This window comes from Altererythrobacter rubellus (assembly GCF_030284385.1).
GTDB lineage: Bacteria > Pseudomonadota > Alphaproteobacteria > Sphingomonadales > Sphingomonadaceae > Erythrobacter > Erythrobacter rubellus.
This window is the reverse complement of sequence record NZ_CP127221.1, coordinates 299,845-321,800: the sequence shown is the minus strand read 5'-3', so window position 1 is coordinate 321,800 and position 21,956 is coordinate 299,845. Positions and strand designations below refer to the sequence as shown.

Here is a 21,956-nt window from a genome sequence, read left to right as displayed (position 1 = left end):
CCCTTGGCGACAGGTAACTGGTGTTTAGCGGTCGGGGAACAGCTCTGCGCAGCGCGGATCGATCAGCCCGGTGTGCCGGCGAAGTGCGGTTCTTGCGAGACGCTCGATCTCTTTCTTGCGCCGCGGGGCGGCCAGCGGATGTAGTGGGGCGGGGCGCACGATCTCTGCATCGTAGCCGTCCGCCACAATAACGCCGCAGCATTCGGGTTGGTAGTCCGCGCTGTCGAGCGGGCTGCGATCCAGCCCCGGCGCCAAAGCCCAATAGAACCGGTCGCAGAAATCCAGATAGTCAGGCCATTTGCCATCACCAAGCAGATCGCTGCGCGCCACTTTGATCTCGACGATGATGATCTGACCCTTTGCATCAACCCCCATCAGATCGGCACGGCGGCTATTACGCAGCGGCATTTCGGACAGACACCAGATATCATTGCGGGCAAACAGGCGCATGACACCGCGCGCGACATCAGATGCACTTACCTTTGCTGCCTCTAAGCTCGCGTCATTTGCCGAATCAGTGGATTGGGTTGCGTCTGTTGCCATGACCCTTGGCTGGAACATAATGCGAACAAGGTCAAGCGGGCATTCGCGTGTTGGTGTTACGCTGGAACAGCAACCTATGCTGTTTGTGTGTTGCCCACCAGCGCAAGCAACGCATTGCGAGAAGCATGGAACTCGCGCCACAAGGCGATGGCGGGCGCAGTTGTGTCCTGCCCGCGAGCTGCAATTGCGCGCAATGCGGCAAGGCCGGGTTGCAGCATCGCATCAATGTCGCCGATCGTTTCGCGCGCCAGCAAGAGACGTGTGCCCCCGGCTGTCTCGATCGCGTTCGGAAACTCCACCAAACTGCCATCAAGCTTTTCCGGGGCAAGCGTTGCAAACCGGCCGATCTCTTGACCTGCCTCATTGATAGCAGTCCAACGGGCTTCAATGCCCGGACTGCCAAGTGCTTCTGGGTTTGTGGTTGTGATCAGCCCCATGATTCGCGAGGCTAAGAGCGGGTCCTTGCCAAATCACTAACGTTAACCTCCTGAGCCCAGACTTGTGGGGTTGAAGATTAGCGGCGATTTTCGCTGGCGACGCCTTTGTGGCTTTGCTAAGCGCGCGCTAGCCTGTCGCGAACAGCGCCACGCACCCGTAGCTCAGCTGGATAGAGCGCTGCCCTCCGAAGGCAGAGGTCACAGGTTCGAATCCTGTCGGGTGCGCCAGTTTTTCAATGACTTAGATCAGTGCTTCTCACCCCGTATGGAATGAGTATGGAAAACATAGGGTCGGGCTGGCCCTGCAAAGATGTGGCCTGAAAGGCTCGCAATCCAGCAAACTCGGCTCGGCTGGCCGTCCAGATATTCGCGGGTCCTATCTGCCGGATGCGCCCGCACGCGGATCAACTGGTTGATCGATATTCCGAACGCGTTGAACGCGATCAGCCGGTTGAGACTTCGGCGGACAAAGCTGGAATTGCTTCTGATTGAGGCGTTCTGGCAAGTGGCTTCCCATTACCAGTCTCTGCCATAGGCACATGGCAGGACCTGGGCCGTGAAGAGACAGTCAGTATCAAGGCCTAGTCATTCCGAAGCGGACCCCGATTTGCTGGCCTTTCTCCTCGGAGCGATCTATTACGCCCCTCGCAAAATCAGTAATTAGCAGTCAGGGAAGACATGCGTGGAATCACTGCAACAAAAGCACTTGGCGTGCTGTTGCTGCCCCCCCTTTTTTCAACGGCCGCCATGGCGGAGGAGGACCGCACTGACGAAGGCGACAACCGCATCGTCGTATATGGCCGCGCCCTTGAAGTGATCGGTGTGGCCCAATCCGGATCGCAAGGCACCGTCGGCTATGCCGATTTCGAGGACGTGCCGATCTCCCGCACCGGAGAGCTCTTAGAGAATGTTCCCGGGGTGATTGCCACGCAGCATTCGGGCAGCGGCAAGGCCAACCAGTATTTTCTGCGCGGTTTCAATCTCGACCATGGCACGGACTTCGCTGGCTTCGCCGATGGCGCCCCGATCAACATGCGTACGCACGGACACGGCCAAGGATATCTCGATTTCAACTTCGTCATCCCTGAAACGCTGGAGCGCATCGACTATCGCAAGGGGCCGTATTTTGCCGATGTCGGTGATTTCACCGCAGCGGGAACGGTCGCTTTCACGACGGCTGACGCACTCGATCCCTTTGCCAAGGTGGAAGCGGGGGCATTCGGTTTCCTGCGCGGCGTCGCTGGTGGCAGCACCCAAGTAGGGTCAGGTGACCTGCTGATTGCGGCGGAAACGCAGTTCTATGACGGTCCGTGGGTGCTGGACGAGGATCTGGAGCGGTTCGCAGGCTTGATCAAATACAGCACGCAAGGGGATGACAGCAGCTTCTCGGTCCAGCTCAACGCTTACGATTCCAAATGGAACTCAACCGACCAGGTGCCGCAACGCGCCATCGACAGCGGGCTGATTAACCGCTTCGGCAATATCGATCCTGACCTAGGCGGCAAAACCACAAGGCTGGGCGCGGTGGTGAACGGGACCACGGGATCGACCACCTACAACGCCTTCGCCACGTTCTATGATTTTCGGCTGGTTTCCAATTTCACCTACTTCCTCGAAAACCCGGTGGACGGCGACCAGTTCGTGCAGGTTGACCGACGCTGGGTTCTGGGCGGTTCGGTCAATCACCGGTTCGACCTCGGGGAAGTCGGACTGACGCTTGGTGCGGACCTGCGGCATGATGCCATTTCCAAGGTCGGCCTCTTCAACAGCGTGGGCGGTGTGGCCACTACGCCCATCCGGACTGACAGCGTCGATGAAACCGGCCTCGGTCTCTATGCCAACGGCGAAGTTACGCTCGCTCCTGGCCTGCGCGCCATCCTTGGTTTGCGCTATGACCATATCTCCTACGACGTCTCCGCCGATCTCGCCGCCAATTCCGGCGATGGTGATGACGGCATCCTCGCTCCTAAGGCATCGCTGGCATGGCAGGTGACCGACGCGCTCGAGTTCTATGCCAATTATGGTCAGAGCTTCCATTCCAATGACGTGCGTGGAGCCGCCATTACCGTCGATCCCGTGAGCGGCGATCCGGCAGAACGGGTGCTGGTCTTTGCGCGGGCCGAAGGCGCGGAAATCGGCGCGCGAGTGCAGCAAGGCAGTTTCCATGCGTCCCTTGTCGGATTTTGGCTGGAGCTTGATTCTGAACTCGTCTTCGTTGGCGATGGTGGAGCAACCGAGGCCAATGACGGTTCGCGCCGCTATGGCGTAGAGGCAAACCTGTTCTGGCGTCCGACCGACTGGCTGCTGCTCGATGCTTCTTATGCCTATACTGATGCACGCTATGTCGGCCCACCTGCTGGGATGCGCGAAATTCCCGGCGCAGTGCCGGAAGTCTTTGCGGGCGGCGTGACGATCAAGCCGGTGACGGACCTCAATTTGACTGCCCAGCTACGCCATTTTGGCAGCGCTCCGCTGATCGAGGATGGATCGGTCACGTCGAATGCAACAACTTTGGTGAACCTCGGCGGATACTGGGACATCGGCCCCCTGACCTTGGGCGCGGAGTTGTTCAATGTGTTTGACACCAAAGACGCCGACATCACTTATTTCTACGAATCCCGTCTTGCAGGTGAGGCAGCAGGAATGGAGGACTTGCACATCCACCCCGTGGAGCCTCGCCAGCTGCGAGTAAGCGTCCGCTATAACTTCTAGGGTCGAATGTCAGCTTTCGGGACCTAAGATCTCGGAAGGTTATGTCTTGGATTGGGGCGCAAGACGGACATTTGCGCGCTCAATCGCCGCGCGGCTCCCTCACCATTGAGGTTTTCCAGATTGGCGCAACCGAAGGATCTGCAGACAATTGGCAAACTACGCGCAATTCGAAATCTGGCGAGCACACCCTACCCCGCGATTTCGGGAAGTAAGTCTATGTTTTTCAGATGAAATAGTGTTTTGGGCGGAATTCTATGCGCGCAGCGCCGGCATGACGCTGGGTCGGATGGTTTCCATCAGCGACGCTTGCAAGTGTGGCGGGAGCGGGCGGCCTAAAGCAAGGAGAGCTGGGCGCTCGACAACGCGCATATCACCATGCACCTTTCGGGCCGCGCACAATACAAGATGTTCATCCGCAGTGCGACGCGGTTCCTTGAAAATCTCGCCAGATATCGCGCCGGAGAGCCGGTTGCTCCGATCTTCGACCCGAAACTGGGCTATTGATTTCGATCTATTGCGCTCCGCGCTTGGATTCTGACGGATTCCTGCAATACTCGCATCCGCAAGGCTGGCATCGCTGCTCAAGCAATGGGGCTGTAACGTCTGTCGGCGAAGTTGCGAATAGCGGTTCATCTACAGACCCGCGCCAACCGCCCTTTGGGGCGGGCTTGCATGGTGGGTGCAAACAAGGGGGGAAATTCACGTGAGCGATACCAAAAAAGCGTCGGACGTTTTTATCGAGTGCCTTGAGGCTGAAGGCTGCGAGTACATCTTTGGCGTACCGGGAGAGGAAAACCTGGATTTCCTCGATTCGCTGGGCAAGTCGGACAAGATCAAGCTGATCCTCACCCGCCATGAACAAGGTGCGGGATTCATGGCGGCAACCTATGGCCGCCATACCGGCAAGACTGGCGTGTGCGTCGCAACGCTTGGGCCGGGCGCGACCAATTTCGTTACATCCGCAGCCTATGCACAGCTTGGCGGAATGCCGATGCTGATGATCACGGGCCAGAAACCGATCAAGAAATCGAAGCAGGGCCGCTTTCAGATCGTCGATATCGTGTCGTTGATGGAGCCGGTGACGAAGTATTCGATCCAGATTGCAGCGGGTGACAACATCCCCAGCCGCGTACGCGAAGCCTATCGGCTGGCCGAGGAAGAGAAGCCCGGCGCAACGTTGATCGAATTGCCCGAAGATATCGCCGAAGAGCCGACCACCGATTGGAAGCCTCTACCCAAAAGCGTCGCACGCCGTCCGTCGGCAGAGCCGAAAGCTGTGCGCGCTGCGGTCGAAGCAATCGAAAAAGCCAAGAGCCCGATCATCGTCATCGGCGCGGGCGCAAACCGCAAGATGGCTGGTCGCATGCTTGAACAACTGGTCGAAAAGACCGGTATCCCGTTCCTCACCACGCAGATGGGCAAGGGCGTTATCGATGAACGTCACCCCAAGTTCGTAGGCTGTGCGGCGCTGTCCGCTGGTGACTTTGTCCACCGCGCGGTTGAGGCGTCCGACTGCATTATCAATGTGGGCCATGACGTGATCGAAAAGCCGCCCTTCTTCATGCAGGATAACGGCGTCACGGTTATCCATGTCTCTACCAAGACTGCTGAGGTTGATCCGGTCTATTTCCCGCAGATTGAAGTGATCGGCGATATCGGCAATGCGATCTGGCAGATCAAGGAAGACGTCTCGCCCAACCGCGACTGGAACTTTGACCATATCCTTGCCTATCACCAGGCCGAACTGGAACACACGGGCAAGCTGGCAGACGATGCACGTTTCCCGATCTTCCCGCCGCATCTGGTGAAGCAAGTGCGCGAATGCATGCCACGCGATGGCATCATCTGTCTGGATAACGGGGTTTACAAGATCTGGTTCGCGCGGGGCTACACCGCTTATCTGCCCAACACCGTGCTGCTCGACAATGCGCTCGCCACGATGGGTGCAGGGCTGCCATCGGCGATGATGAGCGCGATGCTATATCCTGACCGCAGGGTGATGGCGATCTGCGGCGATGGCGGGTTCATGATGAACAGCCAGGAGATGGAAACCGCGGTGCGCCTCGGCCTCAATCTCACCGTGCTGATCTTGCGCGATGATGCGTATGGCATGATCCGCTGGAAGCAGGCCAATATGGGCTTTGCGGACTTTGGCCTGACCTATGGCAACCCGGACTATGTGAAATACGCCGAAAGCTATGGCGCGCACGGGCACCGTGTTGAATCCTCTGAACACCTGACTGAGCTGCTCGCGCACTGCCGTGACACGCCGGGCGTTCACCTGATCGATTGCCCGGTTGATTACAGCGAGAACGACCAGATCCTGAACATCGACATCAAAAAGCTCAGCGCTGAACTCTGATCGTAGCTGAGCTGGTAAGGACAATGACGATGAAGACAGTGGTCAATCCGTTCGACCTTTCGGAAATCGGCAGCGTGCCCACCGCGGAATGGGACGAGATCGATGCGTTCCTGACGCGTGCGCATGAGCTTTCCGAGGACCGTTCGGCCTGGATGAAGGCGCATGAACGCGCTGCAATCCTTCACCGGGCAATGGAGATCATGAAGGAACGGCGCGATCACCTCGCCTTCCAGATTGCCAATGAAGGCGGTAAACCGTTGATCGATGCGCGGGTCGAAGCCGATCGTGCGATCAACGGGATGGAACTGTGCATCCACGAGATCGGCGCGCTCAAAGGCACGGAGATCCCCATGGGGCTGACATCGGCAGGGGACGGACGGCTGGCCTGGACCACGCGTGAGCCGATTGGACCGGTTGTGGCGGTCTCAGCCTTCAACCACCCGCTTAACCTGATCGTGCATCAGGTTGCGCCAGCAGTCGCCGTAGGATGCCCGGTGATTGTCAAACCGGCGAGCGATACGCCGCTGTCATGCTTTGAATTCATCGACATTCTGCATGAGGCCGGCTTGCCGAAAGAATGGGCCAAGGCGGTTGCTCCGTCGCGCGACGCGTCTGAGAAGATGGTGACTGATCCGCGGGTCGCTTTCTTCACCTTTATTGGTTCCGCCGGGGTGGGGTGGTCGCTGCGGTCCAAGCTTTCGCCCGGCACGCGCTGCGCCTTGGAGCATGGCGGAGTGGCTCCGGTAATCGTCGATCAAACCGCCGATCTCGAAGCGGCTGTACCCAGTCTGGCCAAAGGCGGATTTTATCATTCCGGCCAGGTGTGTGTGTCGGTTCAGAGAGTTTTCGCGCACTCCTCGATAGTTGATGAACTGGCGGGCAAGCTTGCCGATGCGGCCAAGGCCCTTAAAGTCGGCAATGCGATTGAAGAAGACGTCGAATGCGGCCCGCTGATCCGGCCGGCTGAAGTCGACCGGGTGGCTCAATGGGTAGAAGAAGCGCGCGATGGCGGCGGAACCGTGCTGTGCGGTGGGGAAAGGCTCTCTGAGACGACTTACGCGCCCACAGTGCTGCTGAACCCGCCAGCTGACGCCACCATTTCGCGCAAAGAGGTGTTCGGACCGGTGGTGTGCGTCTATTCCTATGATAATGTTGATGATGCGATAGCTCGTGCCAATTCGCTTGACGTATCGTTTCAGGCGGCGGTCTTCACCAATGATCTGAACGCCGCAATGCATACCTATCGCAACATCAACGCCTCAGCTGTCATGGTAAACGACCACACCGCCTTCCGCACCGACTGGATGCCATTTACCGGGCTTAAGACTTCGGGGCACGGAACCGGCGGCATTCCCTACACTTGCCATGAAATGACGATTGAGAAGATGATCGTCATCAAGGGGTAATGGCGCGGCGATCGTTAGCTCTCCTCCAGCAATAGCAGCACTGCCGTTACCACCATCCGTTCATTGGCGCCGAAGCGGTGATCGACCTCGCGGCTGGGGCTGGCGTCGCGGATGGCGTCGCCATCGCCGCGGAGTGCGTGCCGGTGATGTCTTGGCCGGTGTTCAGGTGAACTCTTCGCCTTCCCAGATGACCGTGACAGCGGCGATAAGAGCCTAAAGCATCACCTATGCGCCTAGTGTACGAAGGTGTGAACCCTAGTATCCCCTTACCGCTTGTTCACAGAGCTGTTGAGTTCGACCAGATCTTAATTGTTCTAGGGCGCTTTTGGGGTCCCGATACGCGCTGCGGATAGCGCTGACTAAAAAGCGATATAGGCTCCGGTTCGTATCGAATGCTGAGTCAGCCATGTCTGTTGCATTTTCAAGCGGGATCCCAGAGTTTCTGAATGAAATAGCCTGTTCAATCACTGGCATATACGCTTGACACATTGATTTCGAAATATCTGCTCGGGCGGGTGACGATACACCCAATACTAGGAAGAATAGAATGGCCGCAATAGTTGTTTTCTGCATCTTATGAAATCCCCACACTCTCAGAAATTTTTAGTAATCATCAAATCATCATCTCGCAGCGGCGAGCAAGTCTTTGGCTTCGATCCAAAAGCACAGTCTAGCAGCTATCTTGACCAGAACAAATTATGTTGTACGCAGGAACTATTCGGTCAAGTATAGTAGGGTAGGAATGTGACTAAATTTGGACAAAATTCTAGGATCAAATTTATTGTCACTTTTTGTCTAGTGCTATCATTCGTAATGGCAATGGCAGTAACGACTTCCGCCACGCAGGCCCAAGCTCCGGCAGGGGTGTACACACCCCAGAGAGGTAATCCTGAGCGGAGAGCAATTTTAGATGCTGTGAGGCCAATTGCCGAGAGAGATCTCGGCGTGCCAGTCGAATTTGTGGTTGGCGAATTTAACGTGTCTGGAGACTGGGCTTTCGTAGCTTTAAATTCACAACGTCCAGGTGGGCGTCCTATTGATCCCAACTCGACCCCCTTTGTTCAAAGAGAAGGTGAAGAGGCCATTGAAATGTTTGATTGCTGCCATGTTGAGGCGATCTTGCGAAGGTCGCAGGGCTCCTGGCAAGTTATCCAAGCGGGAGTTGGTGCCACCGATCTTTGGTTTATGGATTGGTGCCAGAAGACGCCCCCAGGCCTTATCGAAATCTGTTAATTCATTTTTAGAGGGTTCCAAAAGTGGTTCGTAATTTTACTATCATTGTAGCCGCGCTGGCTATTTCATTATTCCCTGCTGTGGCCCAAGCGAAGCCTGCTCAATGCAGCATTTCATGGTTCGGCGCCTCATATCAAGGTCCCTGTGAATTCGAGTCTTGGGAAGGTGGATCTTTCGAGTTGTCGCTGCCGAGCGATTCTTATGACAACTATGAGATTCCGCCTTACATCGTGGTAGACGTTTTTGCGGTTGGTAGAGCGCGTGTCGGCTGGTTGACGCCGACTGGACGGACACAGGAACCGGTAGAGCCGGTTGAGCGCGATGCTGATGAACGGGCGTGCTGGGTAGGAGAAGAAATTCGTATCTGCGCTTACTGAAATCACTTAGACTTTGTTTCAAAGTGATTTTTCGGCGACCTTCCCCGCCAGCGCGAAGTTCCTTTTGGCATTAGCCCGTATGCAAATGATGGTGCCTCAATCGCGCGCAGTTTTACAAGGGCCTTGCCCTTAATAGTTGGAACGCCACTTTAGAAACATTTCTAGTGACAGCTTGATGAAATAAATGGCGGCCCAAGTACCGACCATATCGCCAGCAAAAACAACCAGATGCATGAAGATGTCCGAATGCCCACCCACTCCGGCATAATTAAGCCCCAGATGATAGAAGACGGCATTGCCCGCTGAACAGAACGCAGAAAGCAAAAGAAGGCGCATAGGCGTCAAATTGGAGAGAGACGGCTGCAGACCAGACAGTTTTGCGGCGATAAAGGCCCCCAGGGGACCGCCAACAGCAATGAAGGCAGAAACTACAACTTTGCCGCCTAGACCCAACCCAAGATCAACGCAAAAAAGGCCCGCCACAAACAAAGCGGGGATCACCCAATATCCAATTAGCAAGAATCCCAGTAATCGGATAAACGCCGGCAGGAAAATTATGCCCGCCGTGCCTCTGAATGCTTCGGTGCCGACGATCCAGTCCGACAGATCGTAAAGAGCAACGTAGAGAAATACGAGGGCTGCGCCGGTTAAAGCAGTGTGCGGCAGAGACTTTTCCATAAATCAACGCATCGCTGCGAAAAGAGATTCCGATACCTTCGTGAAGCTCACGTCACGTCGGCGCTTGTCCCCTTCAGCAACAGACACATCGAGAAGACCCTTATCTCTCAAAGCAATAAGCTGGCGATATGAGGTCGATGCAGATTGATTGCTGCCCAAATTATAGACGTCGGCTACAGACAAGCTGCCTTTCTCCTCCCACAATGCCCGCAGTTCAAAAAGCATGCGCTCTTCATCCCCGGATATCTCGGACAAGGGCGGCAAACGTCTAAGGCTTGTTATGAAATTGATTAAGCGAAACATTACTCTGTCGATACCCCCATGCCGTTTATCTAGCAACAAAATACTAAGCGCCAAGAGGCGCTGGGCAGTCCGCTAAGAGATTGGCGTGAAACAAAACCCCTCGGGTCGCTCCAGATACCAAGCCTTTGGAGCACGACCGTAAATACAATTTGAAACATGAAATAATCAAACCAACTCAACAACTCGCTTTCTCGCTTAGCTGCCGCCTTCGATGTATCGCTGGGCGGCCTGAAGCGATGAGCAACCGATTAGGCCTAGATCTCGATACCGGCGTTGAAACAGACTCACAACAGCCTGAGCGGGATCATCGACAGGCCCCCCTTCCCATTTTGATATAATTTCTGATGTGTCGGGATTTGTGCTGTTTCACTTTTCGGGTTAGCTTAAGTTTGGCATTTATAAGGATGAATATGTGGCCTCCGATCTAGACCTCGCAATCAGAAATACCGATTTGGTGGAGCCTTTGTGTCAGCCAGTCGATGATCCAGAGGCGTTGCTTCAACCCGCTATAGAAGAGACTAAATTCACCAACTTTGCGGGGGTGAGCGCTCTCGCCTTGGCCACGGCTGCCTGCGGGGGCGGAGATAGTTCTACTAGTGCGGTCGCTGGTCCTGGTGCCGGTCCGGTCGTTGAGGTTAGGGCCCCTACTTCCGATGCAGAAGCGGCACGTTTCCTTTTGCAAGCCTCCTTTGCAGCATCTCAGCGTGCGATTGAGCAATTGAAACGGGATGGTTATGAGCCCTGGCTTGACGGTCAGATGGATCAGGCCAACAGCCAGACAGCAAAGTCTTTTTTTGCGGATCGTGGCTTCGATCGGGTCGATGAAAACGACTACTTTAACAGCGATCGCATTGCCGATCAGATGATTTGGTCTCAACTCCTATCTGGTGGGAGTAGCGTTCGCAAAAGGGTGGCGTTGGCCCTTTCAGAATTTTTCGTTGTCTCAATCAACAATTTAGCGGTTGAGTGGCCCGGACCCGCGATTGGTGAATATTGGGACATCCTCAATCGCAACGCCTTTGGCAGTTTCCGCGAGCTGATTGAGGAGATTACCCTTAACCCCGCCATGGGCGTTTTCCTAAACACTAGGGGGAACCAAAAGGCAGATCCCAATAGCGGCCGGGTTCCCGATGAAAACTATGGCCGTGAGATTATGCAGCTCATGTCTATAGGTCTATTTGAGCTCAATATAGATGGTTCTTTGAAACTTTCTGGCGGTGAGCCTATCGAAACCTACACCAATGATGATGTCACCGGCATCGCTAAGGTATTTACTGGCTATGAGTTCGATTTCACTAATATCGGCACCACTACAGTCCAAGGAAACTTTGAACTTGCTGATCCGGACTGGGTCCGCAATCCCATGACTTCGGATGTGACCCGTTGGCGTTGGAAGCCTTGGCCTTGGAATCCGACTGGGGATGCTTTCCATTCTGAGACAGAAAAGAGTTTCTTGGGTCTAACAATTCCGGCGGGCACTAATGCAGCAGATAGCCTGGCAATGGCCCTCGATCATCTGGTTGCACACCCTAATGTTGGGCCATTCTTTGGTAAGCAAATGATCCAGCGTTTAGTCACCAGTAATCCCTCTCCTTCTTATGTTCAGCGGGTTGCTGAAGTTTTTGAAAATAATGGTGAAGGAGTGAGGGGTGATTTACGGGCTGTTTTCAAAGCAATTTTGCTAGATGAAGAGGCCCTATCATCTCAGAGCTTAGAGGACCCTACTTTTGGCAAGTTGAGGGAACCGATGCTTCGTTTTGTTCAGCTTGGCCGTACATTTAATATGCGGTCGGTTAGCGGAGATTGGGACTTGGGTGATGCATCAAACCCATCTTGGGCGTTAGCCCAGTCGCCGCTGCGAGCGCCCTCAGTTTTTAATTTTTTCCGCCCTGGATATTTTAGGGCTGGCTCGCAGTCGGCCGACCAAGATTTACTCGCCCCTGAATTCCAGCTGGTTAATGAAACCTCGGTGGCTGGCTATGTTAACTTCATGCATGCGGCAGTTCAGGCAGAATTTTGGCCCTTCGAGGACGTGGAGTTGGATTACTCAACTGAGATGGCTCTCGCAGAAGATAGTGCCAGTTTACTGGCACACTTAGAATTGTTGCTAACGGCCAACCAGCTGACCGATGACGTTCGGGCCACCATACTTAGCGCCTTGGATGATCAGCCCATTTCAGCAACAAGTAGCCAGAACCAGCGGATTACTAAGGTCAGAACGGCGGTATTGCTGATCATGACTTCCAGTGATTACTTGGTTCAGAGATAGGAGCGCCTAATGTTCATCGGTAAGAGCATAGATTTGTCACGGCGTGCCTTTATTCGTCGCTCGAGCCAATTAGCCGTTATGGGCGCCGCCTCATCGTATGCGTTGGGTTTGGCGAGTATCGGAGAGGCTGCTGCCTTTTCAACGAGCGGAGATTACAAGGCTTTAGTCTGCCTGTTTCTTTATGGCGGCAACGACCATAGCAATACATTAATCCCTTTTGATGCCACAAATTACGCTCGGTACTCTGCCATCCGAGGTGGTGATGGCGAAGGCGGTGGAGGTATAGCATTACCCCGTGCCTCTCTCGCGCAGACTGTGCTTAATCCCCGCGATGACCAGGTTCTAACTGACGACCAAGCCTTGGCCTTGGCGCCAACCATGCCCCGCCTCAAACAGAGATTTGATGAGGGCAGACTGGCACCGTTGCTCAATGTGGGGCCATTAATTGCTCCAACGACCCTATCCCAGTTCGAAAATGAAACAGTGCCATTGCCCCCTAAGCTCTTCTCGCACAATGATCAGCAGTCTGTCTGGCAAAGCTCTCAAACTGAGGGCGCTCCGACCGGCTGGGGGGGGCGAATAAGCGATCTGGCACTTTCTTCGAACACGAATTCGATGTTCACTGCGATCAATGCTTTTGGCAATTCAGTTTTCTTAAGTGGCCAAGATGCCGTTCCCTACCAAGTCGCACCTCACGGAGCGACTCTCTTTCAGCCGATTAGCGGCAATCCGGGGTTTTTACCTCAAAGCTCTGTTCAAGCACTCGAAACGATATTGCGGTCAGGAGCAGGACATTTTTTCAAGGCTGACTACGTCCATGTAAATGCTCGCTCTATTGAATACGGCAACTTCGTAAACAACGCACTGAACAACTCAAATTTAAACACTGAATTTCCCGAAGGCAATTTCCTGGCCGCACAACTGCAAGTCGTAGCAAGGCTTATAGCTGCACGAAATCGGCTGGGTGTTACGCGGCAGGTCTTCATGGTTGGTATGGGTGGTTATGACACTCATGACGGATTGATAGGGCAGCACGAAGGACTTCTCGAACAAGTTGATGAGGCATTGGATGCCTTCTATCGCTCAACGGTGGAAATTGGGATCTCAGATAAAGTAACGACTTTCACAGCTTCCGATTTCGGTCGAACTCTTGCCTCTAACGGCGATGGCTCAGACCACGGTTGGGGTAGCCATCATTTCATCTTGGGCGGCGATGTTGATGGAGGACGATTTTATGGGCGCGCGCCGCATATTTCGGTCGACACCGATGACCAGGTGGGTCAGGGAAGGTTACTACCAGACATTTCAGTAGACCAGTACTCCGCCACTCTTGCCCGTTGGTTTGGAGTTTCGTCATCCGAAATGACATCAGTAGCTCCCAACATCGGTCGTTTTGCTTCTTCAGATCTCGGCTTTATGAAAGAGGGCGCCATTTAATTTTTCTGGGCGACGGCCATTCGTGGAGGGTGGAACGCTGGCCGACTATCCACTGTCAACCACGGTCGATTCCGCGTCGGTTGTGGCTCGCTCAGCACCACTGCTCCATAGAGGCTAAACGCCAACAGTACCAAGAAAACGATCTATAGACCAAGTCATCGGAGGCATTCGTTTCTGAGCGAAACCGGAGATTGCTGAATTGCACTCCAGAGCTTTGCTATACCAAGAGAAATCAGAAATGGTGGTAGCGCCTCGCCCAAGACTTTGGCCGAAAAATAAAAGGCTATCGCCTGCCCGGCTGGTCGCCCCCCCTGACTTGAGAACAGGGCCTCCCAATTTGACCGGCCCCTTTGGCATTTGGTTGCTGCTTGAATGCCAGAGCGTCTAGCCACCCCAGTCAGGCGGCCAGCATTTTCTCACCTCTAGCCGTCGAGCGGCGGGCCTGACATAAGGTTTGTGATTACTTTTGCCATCCGGGAGCAAACTGGGGTTGCTAAATGTGAGGTTTGCCAACGCAATGTTTTGAAGATGCTTGTAGGTGGAACTACTGTTGCATGCGCAAGCGGCTAGATCGCGGGAGCCGGGCAGTAGCGCTTCAGATAGTCTTCATGTCCCGGCATGTGCTGAACCACGAAACGGATTGATTTCTCCATCTCATCCATCTCGCTTTTGGTTGCAGGCAGATCGAAAGTGTCTGCAACCGGATTGTGGCCGCCCATCACAATTCGCTGCCCCATCATAACAGCGGCCCAGCTTGTTTCGGTGAACAGTTCGTCTTCCTCGCGGAATATTTGTCCGTTCGTTTTGAACAGCTCGACTTTCTCGGTGAGAGTGTCTGGAACGCTCATTGTTCGGCAATAATTCCAAAAGTCTGAGTCGGTTCGCTCCGTTGCGTTGTAATGCAGAATTAGAAAATCGCGGATCCGAGCGTATTCCTTAGCGGTCAAACGATTGAAGGCCTCAACTTGGGCAGGATTTATCCCCTCTAATGTAAGCAGTGCGACAAGTTTATTGACGCCTGTATTCACCAAGTGGATTGAGGTTGATTCGAGCGGCTCCATAAAACCTGCCGACAAACCTAGTGCCACCACATTCTTGTTCCAAAATTTCTTTCTGCGACCGGTCACGAAGCGCAAATGGTTCGGTTCCGCGGTTGGCTTTCCTGCAATATTGTCGACCAAGATTTCGTGTGCTTCGTCGGCTGACATATATGCGTCGCAATAAACGTGCCCGTTACCGTTGCGGTGCTGCAGGGGTACTTGCCATTGCCATCCTGCTGAATGCGCGGTGGCCTTCGTGAAGGGCGGTGGCGGACTGCCGTCATCACGATCGCATGGCAAGGCGACTGCGCGATTGCAGGGCAACCAGTGCGTCCAGTCTTCGTACCCTGTGCCAAGTGCCTGCTCTATCAGCAGGCCTCGAAAACCAGAGCAGTCGACAAAGAGGTCTCCCGAGATTGCCTTGCCGCTCTCTAGTTTTAATGAAGCGACGAAGCCGGTTTCATCCGCAAGTGTTGTATGACTGATCCGGCCCTCCTGTCGGATCACCCCGCGAGCTTCGGCATATTTACGCAAAAATGCAGCATAGCGGCCTGCATCTAAATGGTAGGCATAATTGACCGGAGGTAAATCTTCTTGCGCATAATCTTCTGTGCGGGCAAACTTGCCAAAGTATGCCGCCATGGTCTCAAGGTTGAAGGCTTGGATTGGTCGTTTATCGCCAGCCTGCTGCATTCGCCGCCAGATCTGATGAAAAGAAATTCCACCCATGTGATATCCATATGCGCCAAACGGGTGTATATAACTATCACCTAATTGGCCCCAGTTCTGGAACTGAATGCCAAGCTTGAAGCTGCCTTGGACTTCGGAAAGCAGCTCGCGCTCATCTATTTCCAAGAGCTGATTGAATTCAACAAATGGAGGGATCGTCGCTTCGCCCACACCGACCGTGCCTATCTCTTCCGATTCGATTAGCGTAATGTCCAGCGTGCGCCCCTTTTTTAGTCGGGAAAGGACTGCCGCTGCCATCCAGCCAGCGGTTCCGCCGCCAACAATTACGATGTGCTTTATGGGATTGCCATAGTTCATTCTGCTTTAAATTCCCTTATTTAGCGCCATCCGCCTTATAGCAGCTGTTGCAAGAATGCCATGGTTTGGCAATGAGTGGAAGAGTAAAATGTGAACGTTCATTTAATCCTTGTGAACGCTCACATACTCGTTTAAAAAGCCCGATGTTAAATGGGGTATATTTTTTAAATTTCGGGGGAGATTAATCTTGTCTCAACAAAAAAAGGTCCGCGCTGTCTCTTCGAGGCGCTTTTTCGCTCTAAGCACCGCTTCGAGCATCGCCCTATCAGCGATGATAGCGGCTCCCGCCATGGCGCAAGATGTGGAATCGGATGATGAAGAGGCTGCGGTCGAAGCCGATAACGCCATTGTCGTTACTGGCTTTCGCGCAGCGCTAGAAAGTGCGCAGAATATTAAGCGGGATGCGGACACATTTGTCGATGCAATTACTGCAGAGGATATCGGTGCCCTGCCGGATCGATCCGTTTCAGAGGCTCTTCAGCGTGTCCCTGGCGTCAATATCGGGCGTTTTGAGAAGCCTTCTGATCCCGACCGGTTTTCGGTAGAGGGGACTGGGGTTATCGTACGCGGCCTGCCTTTCGTGCGTTCTGAGCTGAATGGTAGAGATATTTTTTCAGCAACTGGCGGGCGCGTACTCAGTTTCAACGATGTATCGCCAGAGCTTCTCGGTCGCGTTGAGGTTTTCAAGAACGTAACCGCGGACATGGTTGACGGCGGCGTCGCTGGTACAGTTAACCTAGTGACGCGGAAACCTCTCGATTCTGTTGGCCTGAAAGTAGCGGGCACTGTCGGCACTACCTATGGCGATCTTCGCGAGGAGTGGACGCCCGAGTTTTCAGGCCTCATTTCCAACTCTTGGGTTACTGGTGCGGGTACATTCGGTCTGCAGCTTGGCTATGCGTACTCCGAATTGAAAAGCCGAACCGATGCGTCTCAGGTGACGGATCCGTGCTATCGGTTGGGGACAACAGGAAACGATGCGTGCCTACGCGCACTGACGGTTATCGATGGCGGCTTTGATGGAGAGCCGAACTTCAACGCCGATAATTTTCCTCCCGAGGGCGCACTCCTAATTCCAAAGGGCGCCGGAGTCCGATCCACTACACTCGATAGAGAGCGTCAGGCGTTTTCTGCTGTCGCACAGTTCGAAAGTAGTGATGAGCGGCTATTGATTACAGCCGAGTATCTGCGAGCAGATACAGAGTTTTTCACTGATGAATATGCTCTACTCGCCCAGGTGAACAATGATGGGGAAACCCCAGAGCCGGCGGCTGGGTCTACTTGGACATTCGATGAGAATGGCGTCTTTGAAAGTGGCGTTCTAACTCTCAGTAATTTTGGTGGCTATGCGAGCTTATATGGCGGTCTCCGTCAAGAGACGCTCAATTTTCAGCGCAATACCGAAGCAGATACGGAAGATTTTTCGATCGATATCGATTTCGCGGCGACCGACCGTCTTCGCTTTAATTTTGAATACCAGCACATTAAATCTGACAAGCGCCTCGATGCTGTAATTGGGGCAATGAACACATGGTCAGATTTGGCACTCGACCTTACGGGCAAGGTACCGAGCGTACAATTCTTAGCTCCAGGCGGTGCTGCGACTGGCACCCGCGCTGGTGAAATCGCTCCTTCAAATTATTATGATTTGAACACCTACTATTGGTTCTTGCTCGATAGTGCTGAGCAGAACGATGGCGAGCTTGATAGCGCCCGTTTTGATGTCGAATACGACATCAGCGACGATGGATTCTTCAAGTCGGCCCGTTTCGGTGCTCGTTGGTCGGATCGTGATCGCACAACGCGCGACACTGCTTTTAGCACTTGGGGCAACTTGTCGGCGCCTTGGTCGGGCCGTGCGGGCTGCGCACCATGGGGCGGCTCCCCGGGCTGCTTCACGGGCGACGGCCCATTTGTTCCAGATTGGGCTGGGTTCACACCTGGGCGTCTTTACACAGGCCTGCCGGGTCAAGACCAAGCGACTGGCGGTGGCGCATTTACGGACGAATTCCCGCAATATTCACGCCAACGTGATATATTTGGAAATGGCTTCATGCGTGGGAATGTTGGCCAGCCAATCCCTGATGGCGCGGCCTACTTCTTCGGTGGTAGCGATGATTTGCTTGGTGAATATCTATCGGGTATATCTGAGCAAGCAGCTGCTGAAATCAACGCTTTCTCACAAACTCCAAACCCTTTCTTCGGGCTTAACGGACGTACAGCTCGAGTCTTGGGTCAAACAGACCCGGTTGCGTGCGCTCCCTTCTGTCCCGCAGAAATCAATGCAGTGGGCGAAGAAACAAAGGCTCTCTACGGCCGCATAGATTTTGGCACCGAGTTTCCCGGCGGCACAATCATGGAGGGCAACTTTGGCCTTCGCTACATTCACACGACTGTAAAGACAGAGGGACTTCTCGCATTTCCGAGCCCTGATTTTATTGATCAGGGGCCGCAGGGCAACCAAGATGGCGTCCTGACCCTCGCAGAACTACAGGCCGCATGTGTCGGGCCCGGTCAGCCTGGTGTTGTACGGGGCTACTGTGACTTGTCCACGGCTCGTCAGCAGGAATTCGTCGCCGCTCACACCGGTGAAATTCTAGTCGACAACCGGGACATTAAGTACGATCACTTACTGCCAAGTTTCAACGTGAAGTTTGATTTCGGTGACGGCTTACTTCTTCGTGCGGCTGTATCGAAGGGAATCTCTAGGCCAGACCTCACACTTTATCGCGCTGGAGGCACGATCGGTGATAATACAGCCGATCTGCTGGCGGGCGGCACTCTCGGATCAGGGCCATTATTCCAGCTCTTTACGGGAAATAGAAACCTCCGCCCGATCGACTCTTGGAACTACGATCTCTCCTTGGAATGGTACTTTGCTGACGTTGGGTCGCTCACGGGCAACGTTTTTGTCAAAGATATCTCTGGAATTGTAAATTCAGGCGTCGAACTCGTTGAATATACAAGCCCAACTGGCATCACAGCGCCGGTTGAGGTTAATGGTCCTGACGATAACACGAGTGGAACGCTGAAAGGTTTCGAACTCACCTATCAGCAAACTTATGACTTTCTGCCTGGCCTTCTAAGCGGCCTTGGTACGCAGTTTACTTATACCTATGTGGATGGCGGAGCATTTGGTAACTCTGATATCAACGGCAGCAACGGTCTTTTCTCCGCTCTCCAGCCTTTGGCGGGCATTTCAGAGCACACCATCAACGCAACCGTCTTTTATGAAAAAGGCCCACTTGCAATGCGAGCAGCCTATAACTGGAGAGACGATTTCCTAATCACCGCTCGTGATGACATATGGCCCTATTCGCCAATCTGGCAGGAATCGACAGGGCAGCTTGATGCGTCAATTTTCTATGCAGTTACCGATGAAATCAAAATCGGTATTCAAGGGGTGAACCTACTCGACGAGGTAACTCAAACATCGCAGGTGGTGAACTTTGAGGGTGATCGCATCACTCGATCTGCGTTCAGAAATGATCGTCGCTTCAGCTTCATGGCGCGATTCGACTTTTAGTCAGAGTCTTGGGGATCTGCTGCAATTGGGCCTCTGCGCTTTCCGTGCGCAGGGGCCCTTTGTGCCAGTAGGCCAGGGCCTCCATTTGATCAGGCGCCACGAATTGAAGCTAACTTACGCTTTCTGCTGGATTAGCTCTCGGCATCAGCTACTCCTAAAAAATAAAAACCAAATGGACGTGGCGAGATCAAAATGTCAGTGACCGAGCTCTTGATACTGATTGAAATTTTATCAAAATACGGAACCTGAATTAAGATGGGACGTCGGCGGCAAGCGGTAACAATTCGTCACGTAGCGGACGACGCAGGAGTTTCTCTGCAAACCGTAAGCCGTGTTATTAACAAACAGCCGAACGTACGCCCAGAAATGAAAGAAAAGGTCCAAGCGTCAATCGACAAACTTGGATATGTTCCCTCAATCGCAGCTCAGCAAATGAGCGGCTCGCGCTCATATCTAATCCTGGCACTTAATGACCGTGAGCGTACGATTGAAGACTGGCGATCGCGACAGGGGACAGACTGGGTTGATCAGATGCTCCTTGGCGGCATGTTAACATGTGGGGAGCACGGCTATCGAATGATGGTTGAGCTAGTGGACACGCGCAGTGATCACGTTGAGCGCGAACTGAGCGGTGCGATCGCTGCTCTCCAACCGGATGGCGTGATCTTGACACCACCCCATTCCGAAAATTCGCTTATCACAGGTTTGTTGGCTCAGCATAACATTCCCTTCGCACGCATCGGATCACGCGATCCAGGGCCGGGCATTTGCCTCACAATGGATGACGAACGTTCTGCCAGGCTGGCGACCGACAAACTGATAGAGCTGGGCCATCGCCGGATCGGATTTATTGCAGGCTCGAGCGAATATAGCCTCAGCGGGTGGCGTGTGGCCGGATGGCAAGCGGCTATGGCAAATGCCGGATTGCAGACCGAAGGCCTCTGTGGGCAAGGCGATTTCGGTTATGAATCAGGAGAAGCAGCTGCGCACAAGCTGCTGTCGCTGCCTAACCAGCCAAGTGCAATCATCGCTTCTAGCGATCAGATGGCGCTGGCTACACTGGAGGTGGCTCGGGAGATGAATCTCTCCGTGCCGGAAGATCTTTCTGTGATCAGTTTCGACAACACGCCCATTGTTCGCTTCACTAACCCGCCGCTCACCGCGGTTGACCAACCAATTGCACAAACAATCTCGCGTGCGGTTGAGCTGCTGATTAATGCGGCCAAAGTGCCGTTGCCGAACAAGCCGATCAACATCGAAGGCAAATTGGAAATGCGTGGTTCGATCGGCCCGGCGCGCGGCGCCAATGATCTCTGAAGAATCAGGCGAGGAACGACAGCCGCTCTGGTTTCTGGTCGCGCTCGCCTTCGCCGCTGCTGGGGGCGCGGTCGCATACGTCCCGTTTCTAACCGTACTGCTGCCGCTCAAGGTCAATGAGCTGGCAGCATCTGAAAATATCGAAGCGCTATCTTACATCACTTTTGCCGGAGCGATTTTCGCTAGCCTGGCGAACATCGGCTTCGGCTGGGTGAGCGACAGATGGGGCGGGCGGCGAAGTTGGATCGCACTGGGGCTGGTGCTCTCGTGCCTCCTTCTCATCGTGATGGGTGAGGCGCGCAGCGTCAGCGGATTGATTGTGCTGGTAATCGCGTGGCAGCTGGCTCTCAATATGATGCTGGCACCGCTTATAGCATGGGCGGGCGATTGTGTGCCCGATAGGCAAAAAGGGCTGCTTGGCGGCTTGTTTGCCTTGGCACCCGCATTGGGCGCTCTGGCGGGCACTTTGGTGACATTCCCCGGTTTGGCGGTCGGCGCAGAGCGACTATGGTTGGTGTCCGGCCTGGTCGCCTTGCTGGTTGCGCCGGCGCTGGTTCTGGGCGGCGGTCGACAAATGGAAGAATTGATGCGGCCTGTAGAAGGGCCGGTCCCGAGCGAACTTGGCAGCTTCAAGTCACGCCCCGCAATCGTGCGAATGTGGAGTGCCCGCTTGTTGGTTCAAATTGCCGAAGCCGCATTGTTCGCATTTCTGTTATTCTGGCTCCGCACACTTTCACCCGATATTGGCGAGAACAGCGTCGCAAACCTTTTCAGCTTAGTTCTATGTGTGGCTGTGCCTATCGCGTTATTTGCTGGAAGATGGTCTGACAAAGCACGGCGGCCGATGTTACCGTTGGCGCTCTGCGCCAGCCTTTCGGCACTCGGCCTGATAACTATGTCGCTTGCGCAAAATGTTCAGACCGCGATTGCTGGCTATACCTTCTTTGGATTGGCTTCGATGACATTTCTGTCGCTCCATAATGGGCAGGCCTTGCGTGTGCTGCCTAGGCCACAAAATCGCGGCCGGGATATGGGCTTTTTCAACCTCACCAACACCGTCCCATCACTGATCATTCCTTGGATGACCCTTGCGATGGTCCCCAAATTTGGTTTTAGCGGACTGTTCCTGGTTCTGGCCGGTTTGGTTGCGCTCGCCGCTATCTTGCTTGCGCAGATGAGTTACCGCCGATAGGCGCTTGATTTTTGATGTCGGACATGTCACTCCTCTGAGATTGGGAACGTTCACAATGCGCGTAATTCCGCATTGGA

At 54.2% G+C, this 21,956-nt stretch carries 14 protein-coding genes, 1 tRNA gene and 1 pseudogene; 11 read left to right on the top strand and 5 right to left on the bottom strand.

All coding sequences use genetic code 11. The features are described from left to right. Positions 1-24: 24 nt before the first annotated feature. The gene (locus tag QQX03_RS01470; RefSeq protein WP_285976112.1) at positions 25-543 is read right to left on the bottom strand and encodes an MmcB family DNA repair protein; all 519 of its coding nucleotides are present in this window, start codon (positions 541-543) and stop codon (positions 25-27) included. A gap of 74 nt (positions 544-617) precedes the next feature. Further along, on the bottom strand, positions 618-980 hold the full coding sequence (locus QQX03_RS01465) for a hypothetical protein (RefSeq protein WP_285976111.1): 363 nt from the start codon (positions 978-980) through the stop codon (positions 618-620). Positions 981-1,131: 151 nt separating this feature from the next. On the opposite strand from QQX03_RS01465, the gene QQX03_RS01460 reads away from it, so the two are divergent. The 6 genes and pseudogenes from QQX03_RS01460 to QQX03_RS01435 all read left to right on the top strand — a co-directional run bounded on the left by QQX03_RS01460 (position 1,132) and on the right by QQX03_RS01435 (position 9,070). Beyond that, positions 1,132-1,208, top strand: a tRNA-Arg gene (locus QQX03_RS01460). A 450-nt stretch (positions 1,209-1,658) separates the two neighbouring features. After that, positions 1,659-3,692 (top strand): TonB-dependent receptor, encoded by a 2,034-nt coding sequence (locus tag QQX03_RS01455; protein WP_285976110.1) that lies wholly within the window; start codon positions 1,659-1,661, stop codon positions 3,690-3,692. A 348-nt stretch (positions 3,693-4,040) separates the two neighbouring features. Beyond that, positions 4,041-4,196 (top strand): annotated as a pseudogene (locus QQX03_RS01450) (D-2-hydroxyacid dehydrogenase); the annotation flags it as partial. Between the two features lie 199 nt (positions 4,197-4,395). Further along, the gene (locus QQX03_RS01445) at positions 4,396-6,054 is read left to right on the top strand and encodes an acetolactate synthase large subunit (protein WP_285976109.1); all 1,659 of its coding nucleotides are present in this window, start codon (positions 4,396-4,398) and stop codon (positions 6,052-6,054) included. Between the two features lie 23 nt (positions 6,055-6,077). Further along, positions 6,078-7,460: an aldehyde dehydrogenase family protein gene (locus tag QQX03_RS01440; RefSeq protein ID WP_285976108.1), complete on the top strand. Its 1,383-nt coding sequence runs from the start codon at positions 6,078-6,080 to the stop codon at positions 7,458-7,460. Between the two features lie 1,256 nt (positions 7,461-8,716). Then, positions 8,717-9,070, top strand: coding sequence for a hypothetical protein (locus QQX03_RS01435; RefSeq protein ID WP_285976107.1), 354 nt, complete (start codon positions 8,717-8,719; stop codon positions 9,068-9,070). A gap of 129 nt (positions 9,071-9,199) precedes the next feature. Here the strand turns inward: QQX03_RS01435 and QQX03_RS01430 are convergent, their stop codons facing one another. Together QQX03_RS01430 and QQX03_RS01425 are read right to left on the bottom strand one after the other, a co-directional pair. After that, complete coding sequence (locus QQX03_RS01430) at positions 9,200-9,748, bottom strand: hypothetical protein (protein WP_285976106.1); 549 nt, start codon at positions 9,746-9,748, stop codon at positions 9,200-9,202. A 3-nt stretch (positions 9,749-9,751) separates the two neighbouring features. Further along, positions 9,752-10,051 (bottom strand): hypothetical protein, encoded by a 300-nt coding sequence (locus tag QQX03_RS01425; RefSeq protein ID WP_285976105.1) that lies wholly within the window; start codon positions 10,049-10,051, stop codon positions 9,752-9,754. A gap of 412 nt (positions 10,052-10,463) precedes the next feature. Between QQX03_RS01425 and QQX03_RS01420 the strand changes: the two genes are divergently transcribed. After that, positions 10,464-12,320, top strand: coding sequence for a DUF1800 domain-containing protein (locus tag QQX03_RS01420; protein WP_285976104.1), 1,857 nt, complete (start codon positions 10,464-10,466; stop codon positions 12,318-12,320). A 9-nt stretch (positions 12,321-12,329) separates the two neighbouring features. Next, on the top strand, positions 12,330-13,757 hold the full coding sequence (locus QQX03_RS01415) for a DUF1501 domain-containing protein (protein ID WP_285976103.1): 1,428 nt from the start codon (positions 12,330-12,332) through the stop codon (positions 13,755-13,757). A gap of 566 nt (positions 13,758-14,323) precedes the next feature. Here the strand turns inward: QQX03_RS01415 and QQX03_RS01410 are convergent. Then, positions 14,324-15,844: a tryptophan halogenase family protein gene (locus QQX03_RS01410; protein ID WP_285976102.1), complete on the bottom strand. Its 1,521-nt coding sequence runs from the start codon at positions 15,842-15,844 to the stop codon at positions 14,324-14,326. 289 nt (positions 15,845-16,133) lie between these two features. On the opposite strand from QQX03_RS01410, the gene QQX03_RS01405 reads away from it, so the two are divergent. The 3 genes from QQX03_RS01405 to QQX03_RS01395 all read left to right on the top strand — a co-directional run bounded on the left by QQX03_RS01405 (position 16,134) and on the right by QQX03_RS01395 (position 21,879). Next, on the top strand, positions 16,134-19,370 hold the full coding sequence (locus QQX03_RS01405) for a TonB-dependent receptor (protein WP_285976101.1): 3,237 nt from the start codon (positions 16,134-16,136) through the stop codon (positions 19,368-19,370). 255 nt (positions 19,371-19,625) lie between these two features. Beyond that, positions 19,626-20,687, top strand: a complete 1,062-nt coding sequence (locus QQX03_RS01400) for a LacI family DNA-binding transcriptional regulator (RefSeq protein ID WP_285976100.1) — start codon at positions 19,626-19,628, stop codon at positions 20,685-20,687. Next, positions 20,677-21,879, top strand: a complete 1,203-nt coding sequence (locus QQX03_RS01395; protein WP_285976099.1) for an MFS transporter — start codon at positions 20,677-20,679, stop codon at positions 21,877-21,879. Before QQX03_RS01400 ends, QQX03_RS01395 begins: the two co-directional genes overlap by 11 nt. Positions 21,880-21,956: the final 77 nt, after the last annotated feature.

What these genes read in the sequence shown, in the direction of transcription:
- QQX03_RS01470 (WP_285976112.1), bottom strand. Translation starts at nt 543, where the DNA reads ATGGCAACAGACGCAACCCAATCCACTGATTCGGCAAATGACGCGAGC.
- QQX03_RS01465 (WP_285976111.1), bottom strand. Translation starts at nt 980, where the DNA reads ATGGGGCTGATCACAACCACAAACCCAGAAGCACTTGGCAGTCCGGGC.
- QQX03_RS01455 (WP_285976110.1), top strand. Translation starts at nt 1,659, where the DNA reads ATGCGTGGAATCACTGCAACAAAAGCACTTGGCGTGCTGTTGCTGCCC.
- QQX03_RS01440 (WP_285976108.1), top strand. Translation starts at nt 6,078, where the DNA reads ATGACGATGAAGACAGTGGTCAATCCGTTCGACCTTTCGGAAATCGGC.
- QQX03_RS01430 (WP_285976106.1), bottom strand. Translation starts at nt 9,748, where the DNA reads ATGGAAAAGTCTCTGCCGCACACTGCTTTAACCGGCGCAGCCCTCGTA.
- QQX03_RS01425 (WP_285976105.1), bottom strand. Translation starts at nt 10,051, where the DNA reads ATGTTTCGCTTAATCAATTTCATAACAAGCCTTAGACGTTTGCCGCCC.
- QQX03_RS01415 (WP_285976103.1), top strand. Translation starts at nt 12,330, where the DNA reads ATGTTCATCGGTAAGAGCATAGATTTGTCACGGCGTGCCTTTATTCGT.
- QQX03_RS01410 (WP_285976102.1), bottom strand. Translation starts at nt 15,844, where the DNA reads ATGAACTATGGCAATCCCATAAAGCACATCGTAATTGTTGGCGGCGGA.
- QQX03_RS01405 (WP_285976101.1), top strand. Translation starts at nt 16,134, where the DNA reads ATGGCGCAAGATGTGGAATCGGATGATGAAGAGGCTGCGGTCGAAGCC.
- QQX03_RS01400 (WP_285976100.1), top strand. Translation starts at nt 19,626, where the DNA reads ATGGGACGTCGGCGGCAAGCGGTAACAATTCGTCACGTAGCGGACGAC.
- QQX03_RS01395 (WP_285976099.1), top strand. Translation starts at nt 20,677, where the DNA reads ATGATCTCTGAAGAATCAGGCGAGGAACGACAGCCGCTCTGGTTTCTG.